General features: G+C 73.4%; 15 protein-coding genes. 5 read left to right on the top strand and 10 right to left on the bottom strand.

Annotation, left to right across the window (positions count from 1 at the left end):
* Nucleotides 1–81 precede the first annotated feature (81 nt).
* The 4 genes from asnB to OH807_RS36110 all read left to right on the top strand — a co-directional run bounded on the left by asnB (nucleotide 82) and on the right by OH807_RS36110 (nucleotide 5,352).
* On the top strand, nucleotides 82–1,923 hold the full coding sequence (gene asnB / locus OH807_RS36125; protein ID WP_406208064.1) for an asparagine synthase (glutamine-hydrolyzing): 1,842 nt from the start codon (nucleotides 82–84) through the stop codon (nucleotides 1,921–1,923).
* Between the two features lie 10 nt (nucleotides 1,924–1,933).
* Nucleotides 1,934–2,707 carry a bifunctional 2-polyprenyl-6-hydroxyphenol methylase/3-demethylubiquinol 3-O-methyltransferase UbiG gene (ubiG, locus tag OH807_RS36120; protein ID WP_406208062.1) on the top strand — a complete coding sequence of 258 codons (774 nt, stop codon included), beginning with the start codon at nucleotides 1,934–1,936 and terminating at the stop codon, nucleotides 2,705–2,707.
* Nucleotides 2,708–2,709: 2 nt separating this feature from the next.
* Nucleotides 2,710–4,476, top strand: a complete 1,767-nt coding sequence (locus OH807_RS36115) for an FAD-dependent monooxygenase (RefSeq protein ID WP_406208059.1) — start codon at nucleotides 2,710–2,712, stop codon at nucleotides 4,474–4,476.
* A gap of 84 nt (nucleotides 4,477–4,560) precedes the next feature.
* Complete coding sequence (locus OH807_RS36110) at nucleotides 4,561–5,352, top strand: thioesterase II family protein (protein ID WP_406208057.1); 792 nt, start codon at nucleotides 4,561–4,563, stop codon at nucleotides 5,350–5,352.
* Nucleotides 5,353–5,409: 57 nt separating this feature from the next.
* On the opposite strand, the gene OH807_RS36105 is transcribed toward OH807_RS36110, so the two are convergent.
* On the bottom strand, nucleotides 5,410–6,087 hold the full coding sequence (locus OH807_RS36105; protein WP_406208055.1) for a macro domain-containing protein: 678 nt from the start codon (nucleotides 6,085–6,087) through the stop codon (nucleotides 5,410–5,412).
* Nucleotides 6,088–6,357: 270 nt separating this feature from the next.
* On the opposite strand from OH807_RS36105, the gene OH807_RS36100 reads away from it, so the two are divergent.
* A complete protein-coding gene (locus tag OH807_RS36100; protein WP_406208052.1) occupies nucleotides 6,358–7,998 on the top strand; it encodes an ADP-ribosyltransferase domain-containing protein in 1,641 nt (546 codons plus the stop codon).
* Between the two features lie 125 nt (nucleotides 7,999–8,123).
* Here OH807_RS36100 and OH807_RS36095 read toward each other — a convergent pair whose 3' ends face one another.
* From OH807_RS36095 to OH807_RS36055, 9 genes are all read right to left on the bottom strand, one after another.
* A complete protein-coding gene (locus OH807_RS36095; RefSeq protein WP_406208049.1) occupies nucleotides 8,124–9,008 on the bottom strand; it encodes a fumarylacetoacetate (FAA) hydrolase in 885 nt (294 codons plus the stop codon).
* Between the two features lie 13 nt (nucleotides 9,009–9,021).
* The gene (locus tag OH807_RS36090) at nucleotides 9,022–10,353 is read right to left on the bottom strand and encodes a pyridoxal phosphate-dependent aminotransferase (protein ID WP_406208047.1); all 1,332 of its coding nucleotides are present in this window, start codon (nucleotides 10,351–10,353) and stop codon (nucleotides 9,022–9,024) included.
* A 49-nt stretch (nucleotides 10,354–10,402) separates the two neighbouring features.
* Nucleotides 10,403–12,058, bottom strand: a complete 1,656-nt coding sequence (locus OH807_RS36085) for an AMP-binding protein (protein WP_406208044.1) — start codon at nucleotides 12,056–12,058, stop codon at nucleotides 10,403–10,405.
* Complete coding sequence (locus OH807_RS36080) at nucleotides 12,055–13,170, bottom strand: Glu/Leu/Phe/Val dehydrogenase dimerization domain-containing protein (protein ID WP_406208042.1); 1,116 nt, start codon at nucleotides 13,168–13,170, stop codon at nucleotides 12,055–12,057. Before OH807_RS36080 ends, OH807_RS36085 begins: the two co-directional genes overlap by 4 nt.
* A 118-nt stretch (nucleotides 13,171–13,288) precedes the next feature.
* Nucleotides 13,289–13,852 (bottom strand): type 1 glutamine amidotransferase, encoded by a 564-nt coding sequence (locus tag OH807_RS36075; protein WP_406208039.1) that lies wholly within the window; start codon nucleotides 13,850–13,852, stop codon nucleotides 13,289–13,291.
* A gap of 12 nt (nucleotides 13,853–13,864) precedes the next feature.
* Nucleotides 13,865–14,665 carry an acetylglutamate kinase gene (locus OH807_RS36070; protein ID WP_406208036.1) on the bottom strand — a complete coding sequence of 267 codons (801 nt, stop codon included), beginning with the start codon at nucleotides 14,663–14,665 and terminating at the stop codon, nucleotides 13,865–13,867.
* Nucleotides 14,662–15,717 (bottom strand): N-acetyl-gamma-glutamyl-phosphate reductase, encoded by a 1,056-nt coding sequence (gene argC / locus OH807_RS36065; RefSeq protein WP_406208032.1) that lies wholly within the window; start codon nucleotides 15,715–15,717, stop codon nucleotides 14,662–14,664. Before argC ends, OH807_RS36070 begins: the two co-directional genes overlap by 4 nt.
* Complete coding sequence (locus OH807_RS36060; RefSeq protein ID WP_406208029.1) at nucleotides 15,714–16,565, bottom strand: RimK family alpha-L-glutamate ligase; 852 nt, start codon at nucleotides 16,563–16,565, stop codon at nucleotides 15,714–15,716. Before OH807_RS36060 ends, argC begins: the two co-directional genes overlap by 4 nt.
* Nucleotides 16,566–16,570: 5 nt before the next feature.
* The gene (locus tag OH807_RS36055; RefSeq protein WP_406208026.1) at nucleotides 16,571–16,756 is read right to left on the bottom strand and encodes a lysine biosynthesis protein LysW; all 186 of its coding nucleotides are present in this window, start codon (nucleotides 16,754–16,756) and stop codon (nucleotides 16,571–16,573) included.
* Nucleotides 16,757–16,784 lie beyond the last annotated feature (28 nt).

The raw sequence follows: 16,784 nt of genomic DNA, 5'->3' as shown, positions 1-16,784 counted from the left end.
CTCCCCCGCCCGGACCCCTCAACGGCCCCCGGAACTCCCGGAACCCCGAACCGCCGAACCCCCGAACGAAAGAAGACCCGAATGTGCGGGATCGCCGGCTGGATTTCCTTCCAGCTCGACCTCGAACGTGAACTCCCCGCCCTGAGCGCGATGACCGACACCATGATCTGCCGCGGGCCGGACGCCGGCGGCACCTGGCTGTCCCGCCACGCCGCCCTGGGCCACCGCCGGCTCGCCGTGATCGACCTGGCGGGCGGCGTGCAGCCGATGGTGGTCGAGACGCCGGACGGCCCGGTCGCGATGACGTACAGCGGCGAGGCGTACAACTTCACCGAGCTGCGGGACGAACTCCGCCGCCGGGGGCACGAGTTCCGCACCTCCAGCGACACCGAGGTCGTGCTGCGCGGCTACCTGGAATGGGGGCAGGGGGTCGCCGACCGGCTCAACGGCATGTACGCGCTGGGCATTTGGGACGGCCGCGTGGAGAAGCTGGTGCTGCTGCGCGACCGGCTGGGCATCAAGCCGCTCTACTACTACCCGACCGCCGACGGCGTGATCTTCGGCTCCGAGGCGAAGACCCTGCTCGCCCACCCCGCGGTGGACCGGGTGGTCGACGCCGACGGCCTGCGCGAGATGTTCGGCTTCGTCAAGGCCCCGGGCCGCGCGGTCTGGTCGGGCATGCACGAGGTCAAGCCGGGCACCATGGTGACCGTCGACCGCTCCGGGCTGCGCGAGCACGTGTACTGGCGCCTGGAGGCGGCCGAGCACCGCGACGACACCGAGACCACCGTCCGGCGCGTCCGTGAGCTGCTGGAGGACAGCGTGGCCCGGCAGTTGGTGGCCGACGTGCCGCAGTGCGTGCTGCTCTCCGGCGGGCTCGACTCCAGCGCCCTGACCGCCCTGGCCGGCCGCCGGCTGGCCGCCGCGGGCGAGCAGGTCCGCACCTTCACCGTCGACTTCGAGCAGCCGGACGACTTCCGGCCGGACGACCTGCGCGGCTCGCAGGACGCCCCGTTCGCCCGCGAGGTGGTCCAGCACGTCGGCACCCTGCACCACGACATCAAGCTCGACCACCAGGCCCTGGCCGACCCGGCGGTGCGCCGGGCGACGGTGACCGCCCGGGACCTGCCGTTCGGCTTCGGCGAGGCGGACAACTCGCTGTACCTGCTGTTCAAGGCGATCCGCGAGCACTCGACGGTCGCGCTGTCCGGCGAGTCCTCCGACGAGATCTTCGGCGGCTACCCGTGGTTCCACCTGCCGGCCGTGCAGGAGGTCCCGATGTTCCCGTGGGTGACGGCCTCCGGCCTCGGCCCGCGCAAGCACCCCACCAAGCTGATCGACCCCGAGCTGCTGCTGAAGACGCTCGACGTCCCCGGCTACTGGGCGCAGCGCTGGAGCGAGTCGGTGGCGGCCGTCCCGGTCGTGCCGGGCGAGGACGCGCACGAGCGGCGGATGCGCGAGTTCTGCCACGTGCACCTGACCAGCCTGCTGGGCCTGCTGCTGGACCGCAAGGACCGGATGAGCATGGCGGTCGGCCTGGAGGTGCGGGTGCCGTTCTGCGACCACCGCCTGGTGGAGTACGTGTACAACACGCCCTGGGCGATGAAGACCTTCGACGGCCGGGAGAAGAGCCTGCTGCGCGCCGCCGTGCGGGACATCCTGCCGAGCTCGGTGGTGGAGCGGCGCAAGGCGCTCTACCCGCACACCCAGCAGCTGGCCTACGTCGGCGCGCTGCAGCGCCAGGTGGGCGAGCTGCTGTCCGGCGGCCACGACGCGGTGGCGATGTTCGACCGCGCCGCGCTCACCGGGGCCGTCGGCGCCCAGCCGGAGGCCGTCGACCGGGACGAGCGGGAGGCGTTCGAGCGCGTCCTCGACCTGGCCGTCTGGCTCGACCTCTACCGCCCGACCGTCAAGACCTCCTGAGGAGCCCGCCATGCCCGTCGACAACGACGTCTACAACACCCATTCCTGGTGGGACGACGACCAGCCGTTCGCCACGCTGGAGGCGTTCACCCCGGCCCGGTTCGAGTACTTCCACGACGTGCTGACCAACCGGCTGCGGCTGGACCTCAAGGGCCTCAAGGTGCTCGACGTGGGGTGCGGCGGCGGCCTGCTCGCCGAGCACTTCGCCCGGACGGGCTGCGTGGTCACCGGGATGGACCCGTCCGGCCCCTCGCTGGCGGCGGCCGGTGAGCACGCCCGCGAGTCCGGCCTGGAGATCGAGTACCAGCAGGGCTTCGCCGAGCACCTGCCGTTCCCGGACGCCACGTTCGACTTCGTCTACTGCTGCGACACGCTGGAGCACGTCACCTCGGTGGACCAGTCGGTCTCCGAGGCCGTCCGGGTGCTCAAGCCCGGCGGCCACTACCTGTACGACACGATCAACCGGACCTTCCGGTCCAAGCTCGCGATGATCAAGATGGCGCAGGACTGGAAGTCGGTCAGCTTCGCGCCCAAGGACCTGCACGACTGGGCCAGCTTCATCAAGCCGGCCGAGCTGCACGCCGTCTTCCGCAAGTACGGCCTGGCCAACCAGGACCTCGTCGGATTCGCCTCCACCCGGCCGCAGCTGGAGCTGTTCAAGGCGATGCGCCGGCGCGCCCGGGGCGAGATCAGCTACGGCGAGCTGGGGCGGCAGTTCCAGCTCGGCGTTCACAAGGACACGTCGGTCATCTACGCCGGCTACGCACGGAAGGCAGCGAACTGACCATGGCGACCCCCACCCCCGACGTCCGGGTGCCGGTACTGATCGTCGGCGCCGGGCCGGCCGGCCTGACCGCCTCGCTCGCACTCTCCCGCTACGGCGTGGCGCACCTGCTGGTCGGCAAGTACCCGGGCACCGCGCACACCCCGCGCGCCCACCTGCTGAACCAGCGCACCGGCGAGATCCTGCGCGACCTCGGCGTCGAGCGCGAGGTGCTGGCCGAGGCGACGCCGAGCCCGCTGCTGGCCAACCACGTCTTCATGTCGACGTTCGCCGGCCCCGAGGTGAGCCGGCTCGACGCGTACGGCAACGGCCCGGACCGGATCGGCGACTACCTCGCCGCCAGCCCGAGCACCATGTGCAACCTCGCGCAGCACCGGCTGGAGCCGCTGCTGGTCGAGCAGGTCCGGCAGGCCGGGGTCGGCGAACTCCGGTTCGGCCAGGAGTTCCTGAGCATGGAGCAGGACGAGGACGGCGTCACCGCGGTGATCGCCGACCGGCAGTCGGGCCTGGAGTACACCGTGCGCGCCGACTACGTGATCGGCGCGGACGGCGCGAAGAGCCGCGTGATGGAGCAGGCCGGGCTCACCGTGGAGGGCGCCACCGGGCTGGCCAAGGTGGCCTCGGTCTGGTTCGAGGCGGACCTCACCGCCTACTGCGCCGACCGCCCGGCGATCCTCTACATGGGCGCCGTGCCCGGCAACCCGCCGGAGGACGGCCGGGTGTTCGTCAGCATCCGCCCGTGGACGGAGTGGGTCTACCTGCGCTTCCTCGACCACGGCGCCGAGTTCGACCGGGACGACCACGAGGAGATCCTCGCGCACATCCGGGAGAGCATCGGCGATCCGTCCGTCGAGGTCCGGATCAAGAACGTCTCGCCGTGGGAGGTCAACGCGGTCGTCGCCCCCCGGTACGGGGAGGGCCGGGTGTTCTGCGTCGGCGACGCCGTGCACCAGATGCCGCCGACCAACGGCCTCGGGCTCAACTCCGCCGTCGCGGACTCCTTCAACCTCGCCTGGAAGCTGAAGCTCGTCCTGGACGGCGCGGCCTCCGCCGCGCTGCTGGACACCTACCAGGCCGAGCGGCTGCCGGTCGGCGGGCAGATCGTCGACCGCGCGGTGCGCAGCATGCTCGACTTCCTCGGCATCCCGGCGGCGCTGGGCTTCACCGCCGGGCAGAGCGCGACCGAGCAGTGGGAGCTGCTGCGCGGCCTCGCCGACGACACCGAGGACGGCGCCGCCCGGCGCGCCGCGCTGGCCGCCGCCACCGACCGGATCAACTACCAGGTCAACGCGCACGGCGTCGAGATCGGCTACCGCTACCGCAGCGGCGCCCGGGTCGACGACGGCACCCCCGAGCCGGCCGACGAGCGGGACGCGGAGCTGTACTACCGGCCCACCACCTGGCCGGGCGCGCGCCTGCCGCACGCCTGGCTGGAGGACGGCGGGCGCCGGCGCTCCACGCTGGACGTGGTCGGCCGGGGCCGCTTCGTCCTGCTCACCGGCCGCGGCGGCGACGCCTGGCACGAGACGGCCCGGGAGGCGGCCCGGCTCACCGGGGTGCCCGTCACCGTCCGCACGATCGGCGGCGCCGAGGGCCTGCGCGACCCGTACGGGGCGTGGGAGCGGCTGCGCGAGGTCGACGCGGACGGCGGCGTGCTGGTCCGCCCGGACGGGCACGTGGCCTGGCGGGCCCGGTCGGCCGCCTCCGCCGGTGACCTGCCCAAGGTGCTGACGGACCTCCTGCGGTCGCCCGCCGGCCCCGCGGCCTGACCGTCCTTCCGGGTGGCCCCTGCCGAGCAGGGGCCACCCGGCCCTCCCCTTCCCCCCGACCACTCACCACCGAGGACGCCCCCCATGGCCGTGACCGACCCCGGCACCGGCGACGCCCGCTGGATGCGCCGCTTCCACCCGGCCCCGGCGGCCGACACCCCGCGCGTCGTCCTGCTCCCGCACGCCGGCGGCTCCGCCACCTTCTTCCGCCCGCTGGCCACGGCCCTGGCCCCGCGCTTCGACGTGCTGACCGTCCAGTACCCGGGCCGCCAGGACCGCCGCGCCGAGCCGCGGATCGAGGACCTCGCCGAGTACGCCGACCACGTCCACCGCGCCCTCCCCACCGACGGCCGGCCGCTCGCCCTCTACGGCCACAGCATGGGCGCGCTGCTCGCCTTCGAGGTGGCCCGCCGGCTGGAGGCGGACGGCCGGGCGCCGCTCGCCGTGGTCGCCTCCGGCCGCCGCGCCCCGTCCGTGTACCGCGAGGACACCGTCCACCTGCGCGACGACGCCGGCCTGATCGCCGAGGTGCGCGAGCTGAGCGCCACCGACGGCAGCCTGCTCGCCGACGAGGAGCTCGTCCGGATGATCCTCCCGGCGCTGCGCAGCGACTACACCGCCGTCGAGCGCTGGGTCTGCCCGCCCGACGCCGTCCTGACCGCCCCGCTGCTGGCCGTGACCGGCGACGCCGACCGCTGGACCGGCATCGAGGAGACGGCCGCCTGGGCCGCCCACACCACCGGCGCGTTCCGCCTGGAGGTGCTCGGCGGGGGCCACTTCTTCATCGTCGACCACTGGGAGCGGCTGGCCGGCCTGGTCGCCGACTTCACCCTCGATGCCCTCGGCACCCACCGGACCCTCGGGGCGACGGCCTGACGCACCCCCGCACCTCCCGCCGCTCCCGCCGCCGCACCGCACCCGCCCGGCCCGCCGTCAGCGGCGGGAGGTGCGGCGGGCCGGCGGCGTGATGCGGATCCGCTGCTCGACGGGGGCGCTGTCGATGTCGGCGAGCTGCGCGGTGACGGTGCCGCGCAGGTCGTCGTCGTCCTCGAAGCAGTGGTCCTGGAACAACGTGTGGCCGGTCCACATCAGATTGGCGCAGACCCGGGCCGGCACCCGCCCGGTGTGGGCACCCATGCCGACCAGGGCGACCGACGTGATGCTGCCCGGCGTGACACTGTTCTGCCGGTGGACGGCCTGGAAGGCGGCGGCGCAGGCCAGGGCGACGTTCAGCGTCTCGCTCACATTCTGCGCGGACTCCTCCATCGTCGGCGCCGAGATGAGGAACCTCGGGGCGGTCGCCCCGGAGGGCACGCACACCGCGCTCCCCACCGGGAGCCGGCCCGCGTGGCGGCTGCGGATCGCCCGCTGGACGCGCAGCTGGATGCCCGCGCCGAGGTGACGCTTGATCACCGCGTCCACCCCGCCGTCCATCCGGCCGCGGGAGTTGGTGGGGCTGACCCAGGCGTCGACGTCCTCGTCGAGGATCGAGCCCCGGCGGATCTCGACCCCGGCGGTGTCGGCGAACGCCGCCCGCCACGCCTCCACCACGGTCGCGTTGATGTCCGTCAGCACGACCCTCAGCGGCGGCTGTACGCGGTTCACACTCATGGTCCACTCCCCGTTCGGGACAAGGTCGTTCTGCAACTGAGAACGACGCTACCGGGCCCCACCGACAACGCCGCCGCGCGCCCGCCCGGGCCCGTCGGCTGTCGGTGGGCCGACGTAGTGTCAGAACAGGTCGGGAGCGGCCGGCCGGAGCCGACCGGCCGCCCGCCCGGCGTCCCCTGCCCTGCGTCGCCCCGTTCCGGGCCGTCGCACGGGGCCGGCCGCCGCGCCGACCGGTCCCTCCCGCACGGTTCGACAGTTCGGAGTCCTCCCATGAGCGCTGCCCACACCCCCGCCACGCCCGACCCGAACGACCCGCTCGCCCTCGCGGAGCTGTTCACCGGCGGCGGCGAACCGTGGCTCCCGCTGCTGAAGCCGGTCGTCGAGGCGCAGCCCGACGCGGCCGCCTTCATCGGCCCGGGCCGCTCGCCCGAGGTCGTCCCGGTGCGCGAACTCACCTTCCAGGCGCTGAAGCCGCACGCGCCGCACCGGTGGAAGGTGGTCGTCTTCGGCCAGAACCCCTACCCGCGGCCGGAGAGCGCCACCGGCATCGCGATGTTCGACAACACCTTCCACGACTGGAAGGACAGCCAGTTCGGCCGGGTGGTCAGCATCCGCTGCCTCATCAAGGCGGCGGCGATGTGGAAGTACGGCATCCCCAAGAAGACGCCGATCGCCGACGTCCGGGCGCTGCTGGCGGAGCGGGAGACCGTCCAGCCGCCGGAGTGGTTCCAGGCGATGCTGACGCAGGGCGTGCTGCTGCTGAACGCGGCGCTCACCGCCGAGAGCGGCGGCGGTGCGGGCGCCGCGCACACCGCGTTCTGGCGGCCGGTCGCCGAGCGGATCGTCGAGGAGATCCTGCGGGCCAAGCAGGGCGCCGCCGAGGAGGACCGCGGGGTGGTCTTCGCCTGGTGGGGGGCGCACGCGCGGAACCTGAAGAAGGTCGTCCTCCGGCTCCAGAAGAAGTACCCCGAGGTCGAGGTCCGGCACATCGACCACGCCAATCCGGCCGCGCAGGGCGACCTCTTCTGCGACGGCGACCACTTCGCCACGGTGAACGCGGCCCTCGCGTCGCTGGGGTACGACGGGATCGACTGGCTCCCGAGCACCGGCTGGGACCGGCGTGCGGCGGAGGCCGGCGGGGCGGGTGACGACACCGCCGAGCGGATGGGCGCGTTCATCGCGTCCACCATGGAGCAGCACCAGCTGTACCTGGAGCGGCTCGCGGGGGTGAAGGACGAGGGGCTCGTCCTCCCACCCGTCACCGGCGTGTTCGACACCCCGCTGATGGACTTCCGGGACGCCGTCGGCCCGGTCGCCGCGCTGCTGGCCGGCCTGGACCGGCACGTCGGGCGGGCGCACGAGTTCGGCAAGCGGCGCGCGGACGAGGCGGCCGGGGCGGCCGGAGCCGGCGGCGCGGACGGCGGCCTTTCGGCCGACGCGATCGCCGCGCTCCACCTGTACACCTGCGAGTCCGCGTTCTACCGGGAGATCAACGCCGTGCTGCGCTCCCCGGACCGGGCCCGGCTGGTGCCGTACCTCCCGTACCTGCGGCTGCTGTTCTCCGCCGTGGAGCAGCTCCCGGTCCGCACCGAGCCGCTCTGGCGCGGGGTGGCGCTGGACCTGCGCGCGCAGTACCCGCTGGGGCGGACCGTCACCTGGTGGGGCGTCTCCTCGTGCACGTCCGAGCTCCAGGTGGCGCGGGCCTTCCTCGGCAGCCGCGGCAAGCGGACGCTCTTCGAGGTGCACCCGGCCCGGGCCACGGGCATCCAGCAGTACTCGGCGTTCACCGGCGAGGAGGAGTTCATCCTCCTGCCGGGCACCCAGCTGGAGGTGACGGGGGTCCGGGCCGAGCGCGGCGGGCTCTGCACCGTGACGCTGACGGAGCTGGCGGAGCAGACGCTCGTCTCCTGACCGGACGCAGCACCCGGGCACAGCACCCGGACGCAGCGCACCCGGAGCCACCGACACTGCCCGGACGCACCGGAGCCCGGTACGGGGAACGCCCCGCACCGGGCTCCGCCACCCGCCCCTGGCCGCTACTTCGGCAGGCCGAAGCTCACCTCGTTGGCCAGCACCACGCCGTGGCTCTTCACGTCGATGCTGATGCGGTCGCCGTGGGCGATCCGGAAGCCGTCGTGGTAGCTGGCCTTGTCGGCGCCGAGCAGGATGTAGTTGACCAGGCCCGGGCGGCGCACCGCCGGGTACTCGAAGAGGTTGTCCACCATCTGCTGGATCGGCCAGTAGAGGGCGTCACCGCCGCAGTCGAACGGGCCCTCCCAGGCCGGGGCGCCGTCCCGCTCGATGGTGACGTGGCCGGTCACCGACTGCGGCGGCTCGCCGAGGAACAGCCAGGGCGCGATGGAGGTGTCGCAGAGCTTGCAGTACGGGTTCCAGCCCGGGTTCTGGATGTGCAGGCCGATGTCGCACAGGTCGTTCCCGAAGGTGTAGCCGACGTAGCGCGGGTTGCCCGCGTCGTCGTTGACGTAGACGAGGGCCACCTCCGGCTCCTCGATCAGCGCGACGGCCTTCTCCGGCACGACGAGCGGGTCGCCGGGCAGCTTGAGCCAGGAGCCGAAGCCCTTGAAGAACCAGTTCGGCGCGACGAACTCGTCACCCTCGCTCCACTCGCCCTCGAACTTCGACTTGTGGGTCCGCATGAAGCCGCTGAGCAGCGCGTTCCCGGTGGTGGCGGGCAGCAGCGGCGGCAGGTAGCGCACCTGCTCCTCACCGCCCTCGACGGTGATCGGCTCGACCTCGGCCTTGATCGCGGCGACGACCTCCTCGGGGGTCTCCGCGGCGATGAACTCGGCCTGCAGCCGGCCGTCGTTCACCCGGTACAGGGTCAGCGCCTCGCCGGGTACGGGCTTCTCGAAGCCCACGTAGCGCTCGCCCTGGTATTCGCATTCGAAGAGTACGGACATCTCGGTGGGCCTCCTAGGCTCGTTGGTGCGGTCGGCCCGCCAGGGGCCGGCTGGTGGTGGACGTGGAGGTGGAGGAGGGCGCGGTGAGGTCCGCGAGGACCTCCGCGACCCGGTCGAGGGGGGCCTGGACCCAGGGCAGGCCGAGCGGGTCGGCGGCGGCCAGGGCGGCGTCCTGCTGCTCGGCGCTCTCCCCGTAGAGGCGGCTGGTCGCGGCACGCAGCCGCAGCCGCCCCGGCTCCTCGCCGAAGGCCTCGCCGGCCAGCACGCCGAGGCCGTACCGCTCGCTGAGCAGCCCGGCCAGTCCGGCGCCGGTGTGCACCCCGTGGGCGGCGGCGAGCTGCTCGCGCAGCGGCTCGAAGTCCGGGTACAGGTAGCAGGTGGCGCGGACCGGGTCGAGCAGCGCCCCGGCCTTGACGAACCGCTCCGCCATGGCGCGGGCGACGATCCCGTGCAGCCGGCGCGCGGCGGCCACCCGGGCCACGATCTCCGGCGGTTCGTCGAGCGCGTAGGCGGCCGCCACCTGGACGGGCGCGGGCGGGCTGGACCAGATCTGGCTGGCGATGGCGACCAGCCGGGCGTGCAGGCCCTGCCCGAGGCCGCTGTCGGGCAGCCGGGCGATGCCGGTCCGCCAGCCGCCGACCGCCAGGTTCTTGGTCAGCCCGGTGGTGACGACGGTGCGCTCGGGGGCGAACACGGCCGGGGAGACGGCCGGGCTGTCCGGGTCGAAGACCAGGTCGCAGTAGATCTCGTCGGAGATGATGACGAGGTCGAGCTCCCGGGCCGCCTCGGCCAGGCGCCGTACGGTGTCGGGCGAGGCGACGTTGCCGGTGGGGTTGTCCGGCAGGGTGACCACGACGGACCGCGGGTCGCGGCCGGCGGCCCGGGCCCGGGCGACCTCCTCGCGCAGGCCGTCCGGGTCGGGCACCCCGCCCTGCCCCGCCAGGACGGGGACGTGGAAGGCCCGGGCGCCGACGAGTTCGGCCTGCGCGGCGTAGGTGACCCAGCTGGGCCGGGGGATCACCACGTCGCCGCCGACCGCCATGACCAGCGCGAACAGCAGGGACTTGGTGCCCGGCCCGGCGACGACCAGGCCGGGGTCGACGGCCAGGCCGCGCCGCTGCCAGTAGCCGGCCGCGGCCGTCCGCAGTTCGGCGCTGCCGGGCACCGGGCCGTAGGTGGCCCGGTCCGCGGCGGCGGCGAGCCGCGCCCGCAGTTCGGGGTGGACGGGCAGGCCGATCTCGCCGCTGGCCATGATCAGGACCTGTTCTCCGGCGGCACGGCGGCGGGCGAGGGCCTCGTCGGCGGCCAGCGTCGCCGACAGCGTCACCTTCGCGGGCTCGGTCATGGGTGGGCTCCACAGGTCGGGTCGGGTTGCGGTACGGGGCAGGTCCCGGTCACTGCCCGCCATGGCGGCGGCGCAGCTCGGCCTTGCGGACCTTGCCGGTGAGGGTCTTGGGCAGGGCGTCGACGACCACCAGCCGCTCCGGGAGGAACCGCTCGTCCTGGCCGGCCGCGCGCAGATGGGCGCGGAGCCGGTCCAGTTCGGGCGCCGACCCGGCGCTGGGGACGACGACCGCGACGATCGGGTCGTCGAGGGAGCCGGTCGTCCCGATGAAGGCGGTCTCGGTGACGTCCGGGTGCTGCGAGACGACCGCCTCCAGCTCCGTCATCGGGACGACGATGCCGTCGCGCATCAGGGCGTCCTTGGCCCGGCCGAGGACGCGGACTCCGCCGCGCCCGTCGTCGCGGGCGAGGTCCCCGGTGTCGAACCAGCCCTCGGCGTTGAACTCGGCGGCGAAGACGTCCTCGCGCTTGTAGTAGCCGAGGGCCTGCGCCGCGCCGCGCACCCGGAGCCGGCCGACGGCGGCCCGCCGGTCGGGGTGCTCCCGGTCGTCGATGCGCAGCTCCATCGAGTCGATCGGCCCGCCGTTGCTCTGGGCCGCCCAGTTCTGGTTGTAGTCGAGCCGGGTGATGGTGACCGGGCCGAACTCGGACATCCCCCAGACCGAGTAGGTGCGCGCGTCCAGGGTCTCGCGCACCTCGTCGACCAGCTGCTGGAGCACCGGCGCGGAGCCGGTGACGGTGTGGCGCAGCGTGGAGACGTCGCGCGGGTCGGCCCGCTGGGCGGCGGTGATGTCGAGGAGCGTGGACGGCGGGCCGTAGAGCAGGGTGGCGCCGTAGCGCTCGACCAGGTCGAGCAGGGCGGCGTTCTGCCGGACGTCCTGGAAGGCGATGGTGCCGCCGAGCATGACGCCGGTCAGGATGCCCTGGCCGAAGCCGGAGTAGTGGACCAGCGGGGTGGTGACGGCGGCGACCAGGCTGTCGTCGAGCAGGAAGGTGTCGGCGTAGCCGCGGACGGCCGCGTGGATGGTGTTCTGGCTGTGCAGGACGCCCTTGGAGGGGCCGGTGGTGCCGGAGGTGAACAGCACCACGAACGGGTCGTCCGGGGCCAGTTCGCGCCCGTCCAGCTCGCCCGCGCGCTGCTCCTCCCAGGCGACGCCCACGAAGTGGTCGTCGAAGGAGAGCGTGCCGGCGTCCCGGCCGCCGACCACCACCACGTGCTCCAGGGGCAGTTCGGCCTTGAGCGCGGTGAGGTGCGCGGCGAGCGGGTAGCCGTTCCACTCCGGGACGGTGATGCAGACCCGCGCCCCGGTGAGCTCCAGGCGGTGGCGCAGCTCCTCCTCCTGGCAGACCGGGTCGATCGGGCAGATCACGGCGCCGGCCCGGATGCAGGCGAACAGCAGCGGCACCGACTCCCACCGGTTGGGGAGCTGGACGGCGACGAAGTCACCGCGCTGTACGCCGAGTTCGATCAGGGCGACGGCGAAGCGGTCGGTCAGCCGGGCGAGTTCGGAGTAGTCGAGGGTGTCGGTGCGGGCCTCGGCGATCCGGCGGCCGGCGACGGCGAGCTTGTGCGGGCGCACCCGGGCCTGGTGGCGCAGGTCGTCGAGGAAGGTCTCCTCGCGCCACCAGCCGCGCCGCAGGAACTCGGCCGCACGGTCCTCCGGGGCGGGTGCCCGGTTCGGCACGGGGGCCGCGCCGGCGGTCACCCGCGCTCCTTGCGGCGCACGTCGAGCAGCTCGGGCAGCGGGTCGCCGGCGCGCCCGGCGCCGATCTCCAGCAGGTCGCGGGTGTTGCGGCGGACGCAGTCGCCGACCCAGTCGAAGACCCAGGCCTTGCGCGCCTCGGCCGCCAGCTCGAACGGGACGACCCGGGTGACGGCCAGGGCCGCCGAGCCGGCGCCGCCGATGTTGGCGATCACGCCGGGCACGAGGGTGACGCCCGCGGCGAGCACCTTGGCCTTGCCCTCGGCGCTGGAGGCGAGGTTGCCGCCCTCGACGACCAGGCGCGAGCGCAGGCGGTGCGCGTTGTCGGCGTTGATCGCGTGCTTCTGGGCCGCCAGGATCAGCAGGTCGGCGTCGACGTCGAGCCAGGCGTCCGGCTCGCCGGACTGGGTGACGCCCTGCGGCAGCCGGGAGCGGTCGATCCGGCCGAACTCGTCGGTGATGGCGACCAGGTCGGCCACCGGCAGGCGGTCCGCGCTGATGGTGCCCTGGACGTCGGCGACGCCCACGACGACGTGGCCGCGGTCCTCCAGGAAGCGCGCGACGGCACGGCCCACCGCGCCGAAGCCCTGCACCACGACGCGGGCGGCCTCGGTGCGGCCGGTGGCCTCCAGGGCGGTGACCGCGGCCACGCCCACGCCGTGCCCGGTGCAGTCGATCAGCGGCTCGTAGTAGGTGCGCCAGTCGATCGGCATGTCCGGGGCGCCCAGCCGGTAGCGCGGGTCGTAGCCGGCCTCCTCGAAGAAGACGGCGCGGTCGGCGGGGGTGACGCCCATGTCGATGCCGAGGTGGATGCCGCCGTGCAGCAGCGGCTTGACGGTGCGGCCGAAGGTGCGGAAGGTCTCCTCGCGGTCGCTGCCGTCGGAGACGATGCCGGCCTTCGCCCCGCCGATGCGCAGCCCGGCGAGGGTGAACTTGTCGGTCATGTCGCGGGCCAGGCCCGCGACCTCCTCCTCGGTGACCCCGGTGGTCATCCGGGTCCCGCCCATGGCCAGGCCGTCGACGAGGGAGTCGACGACCACCCAGCCCTTGATCGATCCGCCGCTGCCGTTCAGGTGGGTCACGAGGGCCGGCGGCCGGGAGTCTTCCACAGTCATGGTGAAGTCCTTCGGTACAGAGATCCGGTACAGAGGTGGGTTCGGGGTGCGAGGTGCGCCGCGCACGGGCGGCGGCCGGCTCCGGGAGCCCGGCCGTCCGCCCGTACGTGACGGACCGTCACTGGTACAGCTGTGCGAAGCCTCGCAGAATCTCCAGGCCGTCGCTGCGGAACTCCAGGTGCGCCTGGGCGCCCAGGATCCGGCCGTCCTCGGAGCGGAGGAACTCGACGGGCGCGTGCTCGGAGCGGCCGATGGAGCGGAAGCCCTCCGGCGCCTCCTGGAGGTAGAGGGTGTGGCGGTGGAAGACCGTCACCGTCGGCTTCACGTAGGTGAAGAGCGGCTCCTCCTTGTCGACCTTCACCTCGTAGCCGCCGACCCGCTGCGGCCCCTCGGCGAGCCGGCCGCCGTTCGCCACGGCGAGGATCTGCATGCCGCCGCAGATCCCGAACACCGGGACGTCGGCGCCCATCACGAGGTCGATGAGCGGCTTGTAGAAGTCGCGGTCGTAGGCCCGCACCTTGGTGCCGCTGAGGACGATCGCCTGGTAGCGGCCGTCGAGCCGGCCGGGGACGGACGCGGCGTCGACCGCGTCGGTCTCCGAGCCGAGCTCCTCGAAGCGGCTACGGAGCTGCTTCAGCGACAGGGTTCCGTTGTTGACGACTAGCACACGGGATTTCGCCACGTGCGGGGCTCCTCACGCTCGGGTGATGACGGTTCCGGTGCGGGCGGCGATCAACTCGCTGACGGGGGCGCTGCCGATGATCACGCGCTGCACGCCCCGGTCGAGGGCCTCGCCGGCGGCGCGCAGTTTCTTGCGCATGCCGCCGGTGGCGCCCTTGTCCCGGAACCGGGCGGCGGCCTCGGCCGTGATCTCGCGCACCGGCCGGTCGTCGATCAGCAGGTGGGCGACATCGGTGACGAGGATCAGCTGGTCGGCCCCGATGCCCCCGGCGACGGCGGCGGCTGCCCGGTCGCCGTCGGTGTTCACCTCCCGGCCGGCTTCGTTCCGGGCCAGTGGTGTGACCAGGTAGGCGTGACCGGGGACGAGGTTCTTCAGCGGGGCCGGGTCGACCCCGGTGATGGGGCCGACGAGGTTCTCCAGCTCGACGAGCTGCTTCTCCTTCCACCACCACCGCTCGCCCTCGCCCGCCGTCACCAGGCCGTCGCTGCCGAGCACCCGCTCCGCGGTGATGCCCCGCTGCTCCAGCCGTCCGAGGACGTCCTCGGCGAGCGCGGCGCTGACGGTCTTGATGTCCTCGATGACCTCGGGCGTGGTCCAGCGGCTCTGGTTGCCGTAGCGGTCCCGCAGGATCGCCGAGGGCTCGTGGTAGCGCGGGCTGAGGTTCTTCAGCGGCTTGGACCAGCCGTGCACGAGGACGAGCGGCCGTTCCCGCCCGAGCCGGGCCAGGTCGTCCCACCAGGAGCCGGCCAGGTCGTCGACGGTGCTGCCGCCGAGCTTGACCACGGTGGGGGTCGGGGAGGCTGCCGCGCTCATGCGGGCATCACCGGCTGCATGGTCAGGCCGGTCTCCACGGGCAGGCCGAACCGGATGTTGAGCGCCTGCACCGCCTGGCCCGCCGCGCCCTTGACCATGTTGTCCAGCGCCGACAGGACGACGATCCGGCCGCCCTCCTCGTCGTGCAGGACGGTCACGTCGCAGTAGTTGGAGCCCAGCACGGCCTGCGGGTCCGGCACCGGGATCAGCGTCTCGTTGTGCCGGCGGACCCGCACGAACGGGTGCTCCTTGTAGAACCGCAGGTACGCCCGGTGCAGGGTGCGCGCGTCCACCGCGTCGTCGGTGAAGACGTACGAGCTGGCCATCAGCCCCCGCACGTGCGACACCCCGTACGCCGACATGCTGAGCGCCTCGATGCCGCCCGGCTTGCTGCGCTCCAGGAAGTCCTTGACCTCCGCGGCGTGCCGGTGCCCCGCCGGTGCGTACGGGGCGATGGCCCCGTTGCGCAGCGGGTGAAGGTCCGCGGTGCGCAGCTGCAGGCCGCCGCCGCTGGAGCCGGTCTTGCCGTCCACCACGACGTTCTTCAGGGTCAGCCCGAGGGCGGTCACCAGCGGGGCGAGCCCGAGCGTGATCGCGGTGGCGAAGCAGCCCGGCAGCGAGATCAGCGCGGCGCCGGCCAGCTGGTCGCCGATCAGCTCCGGCACGCCGTAGACGAAGCGGTCGGCCAGCTCGGCCGTCCGCTCCACGCCCGGGTACCACCGGTCGTGCAGCTCCGGCGTCCGGATCCGGAAGGCGCCGCTGAGGTCGATGACGCAGGGCACCCGGTCGGCCAGCCGCGCCGCGAGCTCCGCCGAGGCGGGCGCGGGCGTGGCGAGGAAGACGACGTCGCAGCGGTCGGAGAGGTCCTCCGGCACCGGTTCGACGGTCAGCCCGAGGTCCAGCCGCAGGCCCGGGTGGAGCTCGGCCGGGCGGCGTCCCGCGCTGGAGGATCCGCCCAGGAAGGTCAGCTTCAGCTCGGGGTGCTGGACTGCCAGTCTGATCAGTTCACCGCCGGCCAGCCCGGAGGCTCCGACGATACCGACCCGGATCATCCGGTTTCCTCCTGTAGGTAGCGGCCGATGGCGGCGGCGATGTCCACCCCGGTCGCCGAGGCCACGGCCCGGAAGGCCGGGGCGTGGTTCACCTCGTTGACGACGTAGCCGTCCGGCGTCTCGAAGAGGTCGATGCCGAAGATGCCGTCGCCGAGGACGTCCAGGACGCCGTCGACGATCTTCTGCACCGCGGGGTCGAGGTCGACGGCGCGGTTGCGGTTGCCCAGGGCCGCGTTGCTGCGCCAGTCGACCCCGGCGCTGCGGAACTCCGCGATGGCGACCAGCTCACTGCCGACCACGAAGCAGCGCAGCGAGGAGCCGCCGGCCAGGTAGGGCTCGACCAGGGAGGCCTGCTCGAACCCGTGCCCGAGGTCCTCCACGTAGTCGTAGACCGACTGCGCGGTGTCGGCGTCCCGCAGGAGGGTGACCCGCTTGCCCATCCCGCCGAAGACCGGCTTCAGCACGACCGGGGGCGGCAGTTCGGTCAGCGCCTTCTCGAAGTCCCGCCGGGAGAGCACGAGACGGTAGTCGGGCACCGGCACGTCGGCGGCGCGCAGCTGGGCGCGGAGCGTCAGCTTGTTCTCGCAGGCGTGGATGGCCGACGCGGTGTTCAGGGTGGGGATCCGGGCCGACTCCGCGACGGTGGCGATCAGGCCGCCGCGCGTGTAGCTGCGGCTGCGGATCAGCACGGCGGCGTAGCCGCTGAGCGCTGCCGACTCCGGGTCCCCCAGGCCGAGGGACTCGTCGTTGACCCACTCGATCCGCAGACCGAAGTCGGCGGCGGAGTCGATCAGCCGGCGTTCTTCCCAGCCGACCCGGTCGGCGACAATGGCGACGGTACGGTCCATGGGGGTTACTGGCCCCAATCGCGCAGCTGCACCTCGACCATCTGGAAGGTGAGCGTGCCCTCCACGACCTCCTCCACGCGGAGCGTCAGCATGCACTCCGGGCAGGCGATGGTCTCGCCCTGCACCATCGGCGGGGTGGTCAGGTCGGTCTCGCACTCGGGGCAGAGACCGGTGAGCGTTCCAGCGGACATGGTTCTCTCCTCAGTTTTTCTGTCGGTG

Source organism: Kitasatospora sp. NBC_01560, from assembly GCF_045208415.1.
Classification (GTDB): Bacteria; Actinomycetota; Actinomycetes; order Streptomycetales; family Streptomycetaceae; genus Kitasatospora.
This window is presented reverse-complemented; position numbering and strand designations above follow the sequence as displayed.

Coding starts and splice junctions, on each gene's coding strand:
- OH807_RS36095 (WP_406208049.1), bottom strand. CDS start 9,008: ATGTCCGTACTCTTCGAATGCGAATACCAGGGCGAGCGCTACGTGGGC.
- ubiG (WP_406208062.1), top strand. CDS start 1,934: ATGCCCGTCGACAACGACGTCTACAACACCCATTCCTGGTGGGACGAC.
- OH807_RS36070 (WP_406208036.1), bottom strand. CDS start 14,665: ATGAGCGCGGCAGCCTCCCCGACCCCCACCGTGGTCAAGCTCGGCGGC.
- OH807_RS36090 (WP_406208047.1), bottom strand. CDS start 10,353: ATGACCGAGCCCGCGAAGGTGACGCTGTCGGCGACGCTGGCCGCCGAC.
- argC (WP_406208032.1), bottom strand. CDS start 15,717: ATGATCCGGGTCGGTATCGTCGGAGCCTCCGGGCTGGCCGGCGGTGAA.
- OH807_RS36060 (WP_406208029.1), bottom strand. CDS start 16,565: ATGGACCGTACCGTCGCCATTGTCGCCGACCGGGTCGGCTGGGAAGAA.
- asnB (WP_406208064.1), top strand. CDS start 82: ATGTGCGGGATCGCCGGCTGGATTTCCTTCCAGCTCGACCTCGAACGT.
- OH807_RS36115 (WP_406208059.1), top strand. CDS start 2,710: ATGGCGACCCCCACCCCCGACGTCCGGGTGCCGGTACTGATCGTCGGC.
- OH807_RS36110 (WP_406208057.1), top strand. CDS start 4,561: ATGGCCGTGACCGACCCCGGCACCGGCGACGCCCGCTGGATGCGCCGC.
- OH807_RS36105 (WP_406208055.1), bottom strand. CDS start 6,087: ATGAGTGTGAACCGCGTACAGCCGCCGCTGAGGGTCGTGCTGACGGAC.
- OH807_RS36055 (WP_406208026.1), bottom strand. CDS start 16,756: ATGTCCGCTGGAACGCTCACCGGTCTCTGCCCCGAGTGCGAGACCGAC.
- OH807_RS36100 (WP_406208052.1), top strand. CDS start 6,358: ATGAGCGCTGCCCACACCCCCGCCACGCCCGACCCGAACGACCCGCTC.
- OH807_RS36080 (WP_406208042.1), bottom strand. CDS start 13,170: ATGACTGTGGAAGACTCCCGGCCGCCGGCCCTCGTGACCCACCTGAAC.